18 protein-coding genes are annotated in these 12,884 nt (G+C 52.3%); 8 read left to right on the forward strand and 10 right to left on the reverse strand.

Annotated elements, in window-relative coordinates; genetic code table 11:
* Window positions 1–13 precede the first annotated feature (13 nt).
* Window positions 14–1,207, reverse strand: coding sequence for an NAD(P)/FAD-dependent oxidoreductase (locus AC58P5_RS09485; RefSeq protein WP_497385895.1), 1,194 nt, complete (start codon window positions 1,205–1,207; stop codon window positions 14–16).
* 399 nt (window positions 1,208–1,606) lie between these two features.
* Here AC58P5_RS09485 and AC58P5_RS09490 point away from each other — a divergent pair, with 399 nt between their 5' ends.
* Window positions 1,607–2,611, forward strand: a complete 1,005-nt coding sequence (locus tag AC58P5_RS09490) for an NAD(P)/FAD-dependent oxidoreductase (protein WP_497385896.1) — start codon at window positions 1,607–1,609, stop codon at window positions 2,609–2,611.
* A 101-nt stretch (window positions 2,612–2,712) separates the two neighbouring features.
* Window positions 2,713–2,967, forward strand: a complete 255-nt coding sequence (locus AC58P5_RS09495) for a hypothetical protein (RefSeq protein ID WP_497385897.1) — start codon at window positions 2,713–2,715, stop codon at window positions 2,965–2,967.
* 33 nt (window positions 2,968–3,000) lie between these two features.
* On the opposite strand, the gene sda is transcribed toward AC58P5_RS09495, so the two are convergent.
* Window positions 3,001–3,156, reverse strand: coding sequence for a sporulation histidine kinase inhibitor Sda (sda, locus tag AC58P5_RS09500; protein ID WP_009676266.1), 156 nt, complete (start codon window positions 3,154–3,156; stop codon window positions 3,001–3,003).
* A gap of 441 nt (window positions 3,157–3,597) precedes the next feature.
* On the opposite strand from sda, the gene AC58P5_RS09505 reads away from it, so the two are divergent.
* Both AC58P5_RS09505 and mscL read left to right on the forward strand, forming a co-directional pair.
* Window positions 3,598–3,759, forward strand: a complete 162-nt coding sequence (locus AC58P5_RS09505; RefSeq protein WP_009676280.1) for a hypothetical protein — start codon at window positions 3,598–3,600, stop codon at window positions 3,757–3,759.
* A 93-nt stretch (window positions 3,760–3,852) separates the two neighbouring features.
* A complete protein-coding gene (mscL, locus tag AC58P5_RS09510; protein WP_497386055.1) occupies window positions 3,853–4,278 on the forward strand; it encodes a large-conductance mechanosensitive channel protein MscL in 426 nt (141 codons plus the stop codon).
* A gap of 182 nt (window positions 4,279–4,460) precedes the next feature.
* Here the strand turns inward: mscL and erpA are convergent, their stop codons facing one another.
* Complete coding sequence (gene erpA, locus AC58P5_RS09515; protein WP_181024426.1) at window positions 4,461–4,820, reverse strand: iron-sulfur cluster insertion protein ErpA; 360 nt, start codon at window positions 4,818–4,820, stop codon at window positions 4,461–4,463.
* Window positions 4,821–4,921: 101 nt separating this feature from the next.
* Complete coding sequence (locus AC58P5_RS09520; protein ID WP_016423556.1) at window positions 4,922–5,125, reverse strand: aspartyl-phosphate phosphatase Spo0E family protein; 204 nt, start codon at window positions 5,123–5,125, stop codon at window positions 4,922–4,924.
* A gap of 370 nt (window positions 5,126–5,495) precedes the next feature.
* Here AC58P5_RS09520 and mqnE point away from each other — a divergent pair, with 370 nt between their 5' ends.
* Window positions 5,496–6,599 carry an aminofutalosine synthase MqnE gene (mqnE, locus tag AC58P5_RS09525; protein ID WP_497385898.1) on the forward strand — a complete coding sequence of 368 codons (1,104 nt, stop codon included), beginning with the start codon at window positions 5,496–5,498 and terminating at the stop codon, window positions 6,597–6,599.
* 80 nt (window positions 6,600–6,679) lie between these two features.
* The gene (locus AC58P5_RS09530) at window positions 6,680–7,744 is read left to right on the forward strand and encodes an NAD(P)/FAD-dependent oxidoreductase (RefSeq protein ID WP_497385899.1); all 1,065 of its coding nucleotides are present in this window, start codon (window positions 6,680–6,682) and stop codon (window positions 7,742–7,744) included.
* 54 nt (window positions 7,745–7,798) lie between these two features.
* Here the strand turns inward: AC58P5_RS09530 and AC58P5_RS09535 are convergent, their stop codons facing one another.
* Both AC58P5_RS09535 and AC58P5_RS09540 read right to left on the reverse strand, forming a co-directional pair.
* Window positions 7,799–8,053: a YuzB family protein gene (locus AC58P5_RS09535; RefSeq protein ID WP_103995869.1), complete on the reverse strand. Its 255-nt coding sequence runs from the start codon at window positions 8,051–8,053 to the stop codon at window positions 7,799–7,801.
* 93 nt (window positions 8,054–8,146) lie between these two features.
* Complete coding sequence (locus AC58P5_RS09540; protein WP_370001050.1) at window positions 8,147–8,389, reverse strand: hypothetical protein; 243 nt, start codon at window positions 8,387–8,389, stop codon at window positions 8,147–8,149.
* Between the two features lie 208 nt (window positions 8,390–8,597).
* On the opposite strand from AC58P5_RS09540, the gene AC58P5_RS09545 reads away from it, so the two are divergent.
* Window positions 8,598–8,846 (forward strand): NifU family protein, encoded by a 249-nt coding sequence (locus AC58P5_RS09545; protein WP_497385900.1) that lies wholly within the window; start codon window positions 8,598–8,600, stop codon window positions 8,844–8,846.
* 55 nt (window positions 8,847–8,901) lie between these two features.
* Here AC58P5_RS09545 and AC58P5_RS09550 read toward each other — a convergent pair whose 3' ends face one another.
* The 3 genes from AC58P5_RS09550 to AC58P5_RS09560 all read right to left on the reverse strand — a co-directional run bounded on the left by AC58P5_RS09550 (window position 8,902) and on the right by AC58P5_RS09560 (window position 11,914).
* Window positions 8,902–9,690, reverse strand: coding sequence for an SDR family oxidoreductase (locus AC58P5_RS09550; protein ID WP_497385901.1), 789 nt, complete (start codon window positions 9,688–9,690; stop codon window positions 8,902–8,904).
* A complete protein-coding gene (locus AC58P5_RS09555; protein ID WP_497385902.1) occupies window positions 9,599–10,420 on the reverse strand; it encodes a Cthe_2314 family HEPN domain-containing protein in 822 nt (273 codons plus the stop codon). The genes AC58P5_RS09550 and AC58P5_RS09555 overlap by 92 nt, the downstream gene beginning before the upstream one ends.
* Window positions 10,421–10,882: 462 nt before the next feature.
* A complete protein-coding gene (locus tag AC58P5_RS09560; protein WP_497385903.1) occupies window positions 10,883–11,914 on the reverse strand; it encodes a COX15/CtaA family protein in 1,032 nt (343 codons plus the stop codon).
* Window positions 11,915–12,130: 216 nt separating this feature from the next.
* Here AC58P5_RS09560 and AC58P5_RS09565 point away from each other — a divergent pair, with 216 nt between their 5' ends.
* Window positions 12,131–12,364, forward strand: a complete 234-nt coding sequence (locus tag AC58P5_RS09565; protein ID WP_497385904.1) for a hypothetical protein — start codon at window positions 12,131–12,133, stop codon at window positions 12,362–12,364.
* A gap of 91 nt (window positions 12,365–12,455) precedes the next feature.
* On the opposite strand, the gene AC58P5_RS09570 is transcribed toward AC58P5_RS09565, so the two are convergent.
* Window positions 12,456–12,800 carry a thioredoxin family protein gene (locus tag AC58P5_RS09570; RefSeq protein ID WP_497385905.1) on the reverse strand — a complete coding sequence of 115 codons (345 nt, stop codon included), beginning with the start codon at window positions 12,798–12,800 and terminating at the stop codon, window positions 12,456–12,458.
* Window positions 12,801–12,884: the final 84 nt, after the last annotated feature.

The following is a 12,884-nucleotide window of genomic DNA, read 5'->3' on the forward strand; positions in this document are numbered from 1 at the left end:
GAAGGAAAGCGGATTAGCGCAGCTTTCCTTTGCGGACCACGAGCGGAAGACCGCCAATCGTATACAGGTAGCGCATATCGATGACTTTCTTCATTAAAGCCGCCGTACCGCCCTTCATTTTCTTCGTCCCCACAATGCCGATGGCTTCGCCTTTGCCTAGGGAAGCTACCGTGCCGCGGTTTACGAACGCGAATTCTTTCAATGCGTTGCCGCGAATGGAAGCCACGAGGTTGAACGCGCAGTTCTCCCCCTGCTGGGTCGCGATTTGAGCCGTCGGCGGGTATGGCCTGTCTTCGGGATTCATCACCAGGGAGCAGTCGCCCGTTACGAAAATATTGTCGTAACCCGGAGCGCGCAGGAATTCATCGACCTTGATGCGGCCGCGCATCGTTTCGAAGCCCGCATCCTCCAAGAGATGATTGCCGCGGATTCCCCCCGTCCAGATGACGGTGCCCGCTTTGATGAATTCATCGCCGGCGATGAGGACGCCTTCCGGCGTGCATTCCTTGATCGCGGTGGCTATTTTGAACGTGACGCCTTTATCGGTCAGCAGGCGCATCGCATACTCGACCAGCTCCGGATCGAAGCCCGGCAAAGCCGTCGGTGCCGCTTCGATATTATAAATGTGGACAAGCGCCGGGTCCACGTCGAACTCTTTGCACAGCTCGGGGATACGGTCCGCCAGTTCACCGACGAATTCTATGCCGGAGAAGCCCGCGCCGCCTACGACGAAAGTCAGCAGCTCTTTGCGGTCCGGCTCCTGCTTGAACCTGGCGAATTGATATTCGATATGTTCGCGGATATGACGTACGCTGTTAATGCTGCGGATCGTCATCGCATATTCTTTTAAACCCGGGATTCCGAACGTTTCCGGCTCGCCGCCGAGACCGATAACCAGATAATCGTAGGACAGGGTGCCGTCTTCGAGGATGACTTTCTTCTCCCCCGAGCGTATTTGAACTACGGTCGATTTAACGAAGTCCACTTTGAATTCATCGATCAGAGAGGAAATATTGACGCGTGCATTATCAGGTTTATCCGTTCCGGCTGCGGGCATATGCAGATGGGTCGTAATATAATGATAATCATGCTTGTTCACCAGCGTTACGTCCGCTTCGTTATAATTTAACAGTTTCTGAAGACGTAAAGATGTTACAACACCACCGTAGCCAGCGCCCAATATGACTATCCTTGGGACTCTACTCATTGGTTCTCTCTCACTTCCATACTTTTTTAAGGGCTTGCATTGTGAAAATTAACACATATCTCCTGACAGATATGTCCGTGAAAATGTTTCTCTCTCTATCCTTTAAGCTAGGCAATTTCGCCATTTTTCACGGAAATGCAGCACCAATCTCATGCAATCATATAATGTGCCCTGTTAAATAGCAAGGGTCAATTTCCTCAAAAACGAAGGTTTTTCAACCAGTAATTTCCACAAATTATGGAGGAAGTTAGTCCCAAACCTGCACGCTTGAAAGAGCCTTTCAAAGGGATTGCCGACCGGTTTGCTCGGCTTTTCTTCATCTATTTGGTTTATTTCCTCATTTCGGGAGTTTATAATGGAGCAGAAAGCAATGTGCAGAACAGTGGAGGTGTCCGAGTAGTGAGTGAAACCGAAATTCAGCACGACCAAGTGAAAGACCTGATCATCATCGGGGGCGGACCGGCCGGTATGTTTGCGGCGTTTTACGGGGGTATGCGTCAGGCTTCCGTTACGTTAATCGAAAGTATGCCTCAGCTGGGCGGGCAGCTTGCCGCTCTGTATCCTGAAAAGCATATATACGATGTAGCGGGATTTCCGAAAGTGACTGCGCAAGAGCTTGTAAACAGCCTGGCCGTCCAAATGAATCACTTTCCGATTCATGTTTGTCTGGAAGAAAAGGTACTGCAGGTGGTCAAGAAAGAGGAGCGCCTGTTCGAGGTTATCACCGATAAGGAATCTCACTTCGGCAAGGCGGTTATCATTACCGGAGGCGTCGGCGCCTTCGAACCGCGCCGTCTGGAACTGCCGGAAGCAGCCCGGTACGAGAAAACGAATCTGCACTATTTCGTCAGCGATCTGAATTCGTTCGCCGGTCAGAAGGTTCTCATCAGCGGTGGAGGCGATTCCGCCGTCGACTGGTCGCTTATGCTGGAGCCGATCGCCGAGCAGGTTACGCTCATTCACCGCCGGGATAAATTCCGCGCTCACGAGCACAGTGTGGAGAAGCTGATGAATTCCCGGGTCAACGTTGTGACGCCGACCGAGATCACCGTGCTCGAAGGCGACGACGAGATCCGCAAAGTAACCCTGAAGCATGTCAAGACAGGAGAAGAAACGGTGCTCGACGTCGATGCCGTCGTCGTTAATTTCGGTTTCGTTTCATCCCTGGGTCCGATAGCGGAGTGGGGGCTTCAGATCGAGAACGGCTCGATCGTCGTCGATTCGCGGATGGAGACGAACGTACCCGGCATTTTCGCGGCAGGGGACATCACTACGTACCCGGGCAAGCTGAAGCTGATCGCCGTGGGCTTCGGAGAAGCGCCTACCGCCGTCAACAACGCGAAAGTTTATCTGGACCCGTCCGCCAAACTTTCACCGGGACACAGCAGCAACATGAAGTTCTGATGCAAGAGCTGCCAGGCAACTCTTACAAATGAAAATAAAGTCCGGAGGGCATTCTAACTTTGACGCCGCGAACCCGCGAGCCGATTAAGGAGGAGTGCCCTTTGTCTTCTTTCTGCACCGTCTGCAACGGGATGGAAGCGCTCAGCGCCGTCTGTCCGAACTGTGGAAGCGGCAGCGCGTCCGACTACGGACGGGTTAACGATTATTTCGGTCCCTACGCGCCTTACCGGCCGATCGAGGATATCTCCATGACCAACGGATACCCGGATGTCGCACGGAGCGAATGCATGCATATGCTTTATTGCGAGGCATGCGGCGCAAGCTCGGTGATGGCCGTTCCCGAGAGCTTAACTTGATCTTCTATATGGGCCGGCGGACAAAAAAAGAAGCTACGCAAGCGCAGCTTCATCGCTATGATAAGCTTCCAGCACAATATGTCTCCGGTTAATTTCGCCTAGTAGTAAATCGACAAATTCCGATTCCAGTTCGAGGTCAAGGGCTTTGAAATACGATTCAACGAGAGTTTCGTCGCTAATCTGTCTCATACCAACCACCTTTCCTACTTAACTTGTCATTATATTACCATGTGCCAAAATTTAGAACAATCGTTCTGTTATCCACAAACCCATGTGCATATCTTGTGGGTAATTTGTGAATAGACTCTAATATTGGCGAGTTTTGTAGGGGGATATTGTGGACAAAGTTATACACACCTTTTTTCACTTTACCGTGATAAAAACAAATAATCGGAACTTGTCCCTCCATCAACAGAATTCATTACGCTTCATTTGCGTATTTAACCAAATCTCCGCACCGATTTCCCATATAACGGGAATAATCCGACTCCTTTCGCATATATTGAACATAGTTGTCGTCCGTACTCCCTCTTGGGACCTGTAAATTTCACAGGATGGACGATCTCATTTAACGTAGATTTAATACTGGCCGTTTATACTGGGTTCAGTAAGCGAAAGGAGAAGTGAGTCATGATCGTCTACGACATCGTAGTCAACGGAGAAGTGAAAGAAACCATCCGGCCGCAGAAGCTCCGTTTGAAGGAACTGTATGCGTACATGCTGGAACAATCCAAGCAGATGAAGATGAAGTACGGGGAGAACACGCGCGTTCTCAAACGCATTCTCTATTAATTGTATATTGATTCCCTGCCGCCCCCTTTGATAGACTAGGAGGGTAAAAGGGAGGCTGTATAGAACTTGGAAAATCAACCTAAAAAAATTCAAATTATCGGGGAATTCAAAAAATTTATTATGCGCGGCAACGTCGTGGACCTTGCGGTCGGCGTTATCATAGGGGCCGCTTTCAATAAAATCGTGACCTCGCTCGTCAACGATATCCTTATGCCCCCGATCGGTCTGCTGCTCGGCAAGATGGACTTCAAGAATTTAAAACTTCCTCTGTCAGGCGGCGTCACGATCAATTACGGAGCCTTTATCAACAATATCATCGATTTTCTCATCGTTTCGGCCGTCATTTTCCTGATGATCCGCCAGATGAACAAGCTGCGCAAAAAAGAAGAGGCTCAAGAGGAACCCAAGTCCGAACCGACGAAAGAATGCCCTTACTGCATTTCGGAAATCGCCGCCAAGGCAACCCGCTGTCCGCGCTGCACCTCGGTGCTTGAACCGGAAGCTCTGCCCCAAACTTAGCCGGTTCGCTCTGCTTGCATTTCACATCTCAAACTATTGAATTCTGCAAAAGAAACCTGCTAGATGGCAGCCTCAGGGCGCCTCTTGCAGGTTTTTATTTTTCCGCTCGCACGTGGGCCACGAACACAAAAGAAAAGAACCGTGGGGATGTAAAATGCCCCAGGTTCTCGCTATAAAACGGTTTAGTCGTCGCACTTCTCCGCTTTGCCCTCTTCGCCTTTCACCTTGAAGGAAGCGCCGCAGCCGCAAGATGCTACCGCATTGGGATTGTCGATCGTGAAGCCTCCGCCCATACCCGCATCCTTGTAATCAATCTCGACGCCATACAGGTATTTCGCGCTTTCCGGGTCCACGACCACTTTCAAGCCGCTGAAATCCAGAACCGTATCTTCTTCCTTCTGGTCGTTATCGAACCCCATACCGTATGAAAAACCGCTGCAGCCGCCTTCTTTGACACCGACACGCAAAAAAAGATCCGGTGTTTCCTCGGCTTCGAGCATCTCCTTGATCTTGCCTGTTGCTTCTTCACTGATCTTGATCAGACTCATATAAGTAAACCTCCTTGTACGGAGCGGCCTTAATCCAGCGCCGGGCTCCTGAAAGCAGTCTTTTAGTAATCCACTTATCTTCCTATAGTATACTCCTATTCAAGCTTCGTCTCAAGAGGTGACTCTCCCCGCTCCAGCTGGTAGTACCGCAGTATAAGTTTGTCGAGTCTTCTGCTGTCGTGCTGTACACTCGGGTGCAGGAATCCGTATTTCATCCCGTTCTCTACCATTTGGGACCGCAGCTGCTCGATTCTGACGTCAAGCTTCTGTCTGCATTCCCACTCCTCCGATTGCTGCATATGTACCGACCATCCTATCCAAAAAAAGATCACCATTTCAGTGTACATCAAACCCCGAAGGATAATAAAGACCTTTTTACCAGTTTCTGTCCGGGACCGCGAATATATTTACCGTCAAACTTGTAAAAAAAGCGGCGGTTCGGACCCCTTGGAAGAGCTGCAAGCTTTATCCTTATTGCCCCTTTGGGGTGACAGGTTTATAATAGGAGGGATGAAACCGGACTTTTATCGTTTTTTTATTATGGAATCCTGCAGCCGTCGTTATACGGTTGACGGGATATGCTTCTTTGTATAGGTTCACCCGATTTGAACGTACGGTGAAAAATTTACACAGGATGGATTCAAAAGATCCGACGGGGAGGGTATACTAGTGAATGTCATTATAGACAGTCCTGAGCGCCGCATGGCGGAAATTGCAGAAAAAGTCGAGAACGGAGAACGTCTTTCGCGGGAAGACGGCCTGTTTTTGTACCAATCGGACGATTTGTTGACCATTGGTCAATTAGCCAACAAGGTCAACCTGCGCAAGAACGGCAAAAACGTGTATTTTGTACAAAACATGAGTTTGTATTTTACGAACGTTTGCGAAGAACACTGCGCGTTTTGCCATTTCCGCAGAGACGAGGGCGAGGCAGGCTCCTACACGCTGACGCCATCTGAGATGCTGACGTATATCTCCGAAAATTTCCACCCGGATATTCGTGAGTTCCACATCAGCCAGGGTCACAATCCGCATGTTCCGTTCCAATATTATTTGGACGCCCTGCGCACCCTGAAACAGCATTATCCGCAAGTTGCGATCAAAGCCCATACCGCTGCCGAAATCGACTTTTTCGCGCGGATTAGCGGACTCAGCTACAAAGAGGTGCTACGCACCCTGATGGACGTAGGTCTCGATACGCTGCCCGGCGGCGGAGCCGAGATTTTGACCGAACGCTACCGCAAGAAGATGAGAGTCGAGAAAGCCGACACGAACCAGTGGCTGGATGTCCACCGTGCGGCTCACCAGCTCGGCATGAAGACGCATGCGACGATGCTTTACGGCTCGATCGAGACACTTGAAGAGCGTATCGAGCATATGGCCCTGCTGCGCGAACTGCAGGATGAAACGGACGGATTCCTCGTGTTCATCCCGAATTCGATCCAGCCCGCCAGCGCGAACGCGGGTATCCGCCGCCGCGTGCCTGCCGTCGACGAGCTCAAGACGATTGCGATCAGCCGTTTAATGCTCGACAATTTCCCGCATATTAAAGCCTATTTTATTAACATGGGCATCAAAGTGACCCAGCTTGCGTTCCAATTCGGCGCATCTGACGCTCACGGAACCATTGTGAAGGAACGCATCTCCCATGCCGCGGGCGCTCAATCACCGGACGGAGTCACGAAAGATGATCTTGTCTGGCTGATTAAAGGAGCGGGACGAATTCCGGTTGAACGGGATACCTTCTACAATGTGGTTCAAACCTACAACTAATTGGGGTAAGAACCTTTTAGAAACCTTTTACAGCAGATGATGAAACGAACAAAAGCCATGGCAGAAGGGATTCATGTAACATGAACAAGTTTGTTATTCTGGGAGGCGGTTATGGCGGCATTACCATAGCCACAGAGCTTCTGGAAAAAGAAATACCCGACAACTGGACGGTCACGATGGTCGACCGCTCGCCTTTTCAAGGACTGAAGACGGAATACTACGCGCTGGCTGCCGGTACGGCCGCCGAGACGGAACTTCGCGTTGCCTATCCGAACGATCCCAGACTATCGCTTAAATACGGAGAGGTCACGGAAGTGAACCTGGAAACGAAACAAGTGATCTTTGCCGACAAAGAACCGCTCGACTACGATTACCTCGTCATCGGCCTCGGCTGTGTGGACAATTTTCACGGTATTCTAGGCGCGCAGGAATTTTCCAACGGCATTCAAACGTTCTCGCAAACCCGCATCACGTACCAGCGTGTCAATGATGTCGTGCCTTACGGTCAGGTTACGATCGTCGGCGGAGGTCTGAGCGGCGTAGAGATGGCGGCGGAGCTTCGCGAAAGCCGGCAGGATATCAATATCCGCATCCTGGACCGCGGCGCAAGCATCCTGTCCTCTTTCCCGACCAAGGCGAAAGAATTCGTACGCGACTGGATGCTCGACCACGACATCGAAATGCGTTCGCACGTCTCTCTGAAAAGACTGGAAGGCGGCGATCTCTACAACGAAGAAGAGATCATCCGCACGGACGCCACGATCTGGACGGCCGGCATCAAGCCGAGTCCGATCGTCGAGCAGCTTCCCGTGGACAAGGATCCTTCCGGACGCGTTCTGCTGAACGAGTTCCATCAGATCCCGTCCCACCCGAACGTGTTCGTCGTCGGCGACTGCGCCAGCCTGCCGTTCTCCCCGAGCGCGCAGGCGGCCGAATCGCAGGGCAAACAGATCGTTGAAGTGATGCAGGCGCTGTGGAAGAACGAAACGCCCAAGCTTGGCCAGATCAAGCTCAAAGGGGTTCTCGGCTCCCTGGGCAAGAAGACAGGCTTCGGCCTGATGGGCAAGAAGACCGTTATGACAGGCATGGTACCGCGTGTCCTGAAAAACGGAGTCCTGTGGATGTCCAAACACCACTGGGGCTAGAAACGCAAAAAAAGCCCGGTTTGCATCTATTGTGCAGACCGGGCTTTTTGTTATTCAGTCGCCGAACAGATCGTACATCTCTTCGACTTCCTTTATTTTTTTGGAAATTTCGTCAAAGAGCTTGTCGGCTGTCTCGGCCGCTACGATTTCACCGTTAACCATGGCGAAAGGAAAAAGGTAACATTCCCCGCAGTTTCCCAGACATCCGTATTCGATAACATCGTAATCCGGATTGCCTTCCAGCTTCTTCATGACGGCGTCCGTACCGTGATGCATATTGCTTGCGCAAAACTCAATGATAGGTCTCATGTTTGATCTCCACCTGTTTCACAAACTATCTGTATTGTAACACATCCCGGGAGATTTGAGCATAAGTTCCGCAGACGGACGGACGGCACGCCATTATCTTCCCCTCGTATACTCCGGTCTAAAATACAGGCTACGCATAATGTCGGTGATCGAGTCTTGAACGTCGAACGCATCGGCCACTACACCGCTTCCGCTGCAGCGCGCACAGGCCGTCTTCCCGCTTCCTCCGCAGGACGTACAGATTCCCCGGTCTCCTCTGCTTCCTTCACCGGAGCAGCTTTGACACTCCGTTTCCCCATCTCCATAACAGTGGAAGCAATCGTTATTCTCGTTCATCGTGACTCCATCCTTCCCGTTTTTAAATGTTATAATACAGTTCTGGATTTATATGATTTGTATTATATAACATATGCAGCGGAATAAGAAGTGTTTTTTTGAAAAAAAATAAACGGCCGGTCCGAACGGCCGGCTGCCCCTTTATATGCGGGGGATATTTTTTTTCCCCGAAATGTACTATAATAAAATAAGAAAGGAGTCGATTAAAATGACTGAAAATACCCAAAGTGCACCCATGTATGATGAAGTACTTGAGGTTCTAGATAAGCTTCGCCCGTTCCTGCAGCGTGATGGCGGTGACGTGGAACTGGTGGACGTGGAAGACGGTATCGTAAAACTGAAGCTGATGGGTGCATGCGGAAGCTGCCCGAGCTCCACGATTACGCTGAAAGCCGGTATCGAGCGTGCGCTTGTCGAAGAAGTAGAAGGCGTTGTCGAGGTTGTTCAAGTATTCTAATAAAAAAAGCCGGCCATAGGGCCGGTTTTTTTTATGGGCGCGAAGCGGGCGTCGCTTACCTGCTCTGCTTCAGCATGGGCAGGGTCTGAATCGGATCGAGGCCGCCGTTCACTTCCATGATGTTCCCCGTCAGAAAATCCGACTTCGGGTCGCACAGGAAGGTCAGCACCCGGGCGACATCCTCGCCCGTACCGGGTCTGCCCCGCGGCGTTTCATCGTCGGTGCAGTTCTCCACTTCCTCGATCCGCTTCTCCTTGTTGGCTCCCCGGATATCGCCCGGACAAATCATGTTCACGGTGATCCCGTGTGCCGCTTCTTCTTCGGCCAGTGTCTTCGTGAACGAAACCAGCCCCACCTTGGCGGCCGCATAGACGGCCCTGTGGGGCCAGGCGCGCGCTTCGGCGGCATGCCCGAAGCCGAAGTGGATAATGCGGCCCCAGCGCTTGCGCCGCATGTGGGGCAGCAGCGCGTGATCCAGCTGGATCACGCCGAGCAGGTTGCCGCGGATGAGATAATCGATCTCATCGCGCGTATAATCCGCGAACAGCCTCCGTTCGCGGATAAACGGGCCGGCGTTGTTGACGAGCACATCGACGCCGCCCATCGTTTCCCCTACCGTCTCCGCGATGCGTTCGATATCCTCGCCGCGGGAGACGTCGCCTTGAATCGCGGCGGCGCGGACGCCCGTATTCTGGATGTGCCTGACCAGGTCGTGCGCTTCCTCTTCACTATGTACATAATTGATAACGATATCATACCCTTGATTGGCCAGCGTTAGAGCCGCCATTTTCCCGAGCCCTTTCGCGCTGCCCGTGATGAGAGCCGTTCTGCGTACCTCCGCCATGATTCTCCTCCCCGTTTCCCCCTGTGCTGCCCCTGGATATATACTGGAACACGAGATCCATCGTGATGCAAACCATCTCGTATCCGCGGTCCAGCTGTGCCAGATTATCCGCGATATCCTCCACTTGGATGCGGTCACCCAAATAGGAGTGGGACTGCATCAGATCATCCAGCATCTCTACATTCACGTAGTGAATTTCCATATTCCGCTGGTTGCGAAGAACCTGAAGCGGCTGTTTGGTTTCTGTTTTCAGTTCGTACAGTTTTTGCTGCAGGGCGAGATGAACCCCGCTCTCTCTCATTTTACGCAATACGGTAAAAAAGGAAAAGTGCGTTTTGAGGGTCTCCGTTTTGAGATCGAACAAATCGTTCAAAAAGTACCCCAGCTTATCCAGCACCGAAAAGAGACGGATGAGGGCGTTTTTATAAAAATAAACATACCGCCTGTAATCGTCCAGTTCCTCGGGCTGCATATCATCTAGATAAGATTTCTCGACCCGCCCGGCAAAACGACCGGCACAGTATTTACTCTCCTCCAGCTCATCCAGGGCATCCAGAAATCCTTGGGTCCATACATAGAGTCTATGCAGCTTTTTGGGGCTGTAGGAGGGCGAAGAATGTCGGCTTTGCTGAAGGACGTTCAAATAACGCTTGATCGAAGTGAAAGCTTGTTCCAGCCGCTCGTCGGAGCGCTCGCTGCGTTTCGTCTCGTTGAAAATCGATCTTAGCATGGCTTTCACTCATTTCCTTATTTTTTTCAGTATGAGCTCCGTCTCCGTGATCCATACATTCCGGTCAGGCCGAGCCTGATCTTCGCGTGAAGCGGCCGCGCCTCCCGGAGCGCCTTCTTTTGGATTACCCTAAATGAGCCTTTTTCGAAAAATGGAAATCGTGGGCGCCGGGTCAGGGCGTCTTATCTGGACGGTTAAGCCGCTCTCACCGGCCCTGCCGGGAAAGCGGGTCAAGGCGGAATCCATCGCCCCTCGGCGGATGCTCTTCAGCGCCGCATGGGTAGCGGCTGCATGGGATATCCTGGCTCCTCCCGGCATTCCGTCAGACGAATATTTTCGCCGCAAAAAGAAAACGGCTGCCCTTCACATTCGTGAAAAGCAGCGCGTTTTCCTCCCTCTTATTGAATGCGACGGCGTAGTTCTCGGGTCGACCGGGATGCCGGAGACGGCCAGGGCCGCAGGTTATTCCGTCACGGCTTCCTTTCTGCTAACGGGAGCCTTCGCCGGCTTCCGGCTCCCCTTCTTGGAACGGGGATGCTCCACGCCCAGCGGTACGCGGGCATTCAGCATAACGACGCACAGGTAGCTGATCCAGCCGAACAAGGCACAGATCAGGACGGCGTGGATCATGCCGGTGAACAGGAAAGCCGTATCGTGTCCCAAAGACCAGGTAACGGTGGCTCCGCTGAAAATTTGAGCGATCAGGAAGCCGAGCACCCATCCTGCGCCCTTGTAGACATTTTCAAGATGGCTGTATTTCTTGCGTGCGACCAGGAACAAAGTAAGTCCGAAGATGAACATAATCACGGCCGCAATGCGGTGGAAAAATACGATTCCGGTGGCGCCCGTCAGTTCCGGGACGACCTGTCCGTTACACAGGGGCCAGCCGATGCAGCCTCCCGAAGACTCCGTGTGACGGACAAAGGCGCCCACATAAACGACGATGTAGCAGTACACGCCGACAAACCAGACGAAAGCACGGAAGCCGCGGCCGATCGGAGCCGCATCCTTCGACAGAGCCGGTGTGCGGCCGTCCGCCGTCCGGGCGACGGAAACCGTGTAGTTCCCCCATTTCGTGAACGTCAGCCAGAGCAGCAGCGTCATGGCGAAAGCAAGCAGCGAAAGGCCGAAATGAAGCGCCATAACCGCGGAAGACTGCGAAAAGACAACGGCCAGGGCCCCCATAATCGCCTGCAGCACGGTAAAGAAACCCGCACCCGCTACGAAATATTTCGCGTCCTTTCGGCTGACCGTTTTGAAAACAAGAATAAATGTGGCGAGCAGCAGCAGCCCCACAAGGCCCGTCACCGCCCGGTGACTGTATTCGATAACGGACGAGATCGTATAAGCCGGGACGAACTTGCCGTTGCAGAGCGGCCATTCGTTACCGCAGCCCAAACCCGACTCGGTTTTGGTTACGAGCGCGCCCATAATCACGATCAGGAACATGCCGATCATGGTCAGAAAGGACAACCGCTTCGTTAATTTATACATAACATGCACCTACTTCTCTATAATCAATAAGGCTATTTTTGCATGAGATTTGGCTGCCGACAGCAGCAATGCCGCTCCTATTCATTATAGCTACTATTCGGGGCCAATTCCATTCGCAAATGTTACAAAGCCTTGAAAGAAGCGGCATGTACGCGTCCACTCATTAGGGAGTCCCTAAAGACCGCAAATTATGCATAGAGCCGGGTGCGGAGCGGCATGAATCAGCGGCAGGAGGGTTTCGGTGAAGCGGACAAGCGGGCAGGGATCCCCCCCTCCATATGTGCGGTTGATTGCATAAGCGCAGCGCCCGTACGTTTCGAAATCATCGAGAAGCCGGAAGGCAGCCGTGCAGCCCGCTTGACAAGCGAGCGTTCCGGCGCTTTGCAGCAGCGGACGGTCAAACGCCAGGCAGAGCACGGGCAGCATAGGAACTTTGAAGGTATGACGTAACCGTCAGGTCCCGCACACAAAAAACAGCCATCCCCGAAGGAACAGCTGTTTGGGCTTGACTTACCAAAGAGCGGGTCTCCGGCGCCCTGCCTCACTTAGCCAGCGCGTTGCCCACTTCGATCGCACGGTCCAGGAACTGCTCGATCTCTTCGCGCGTTTTGCGCAGCTTGCTGACAAACCGGACCAGCTCCTGCCCGCTGCGGAAGGCGATAAAGCTGGGAATGCCCAGAATGTTCAGCTCTTCGCAGAGGTCGGGTACTTCGTCACGATCCAGCTCGATGAACGTGATGCGTCCGGCATAAGCCTTCTCCAGATCCGGCATAAAAGGATCGATATAATGGCAGTCTTTACACCAGGTTGTTTTAAAAACGGCTACGGTAACTTCGGATTTCTCCACCGCGGCGCGGAAATCTTGTTCGTTGTGGACTTTTTCCATGGGGATCACCTCAAATCGAATCGTCCGGCCTTCATTCCCGACCGGCTTCATCGGAATCTGACAAACTTGTTTATCTTATAGCAT

The sequence above is a fragment of the Paenibacillus sp. JT31N7 genome, assembly GCF_059692095.1.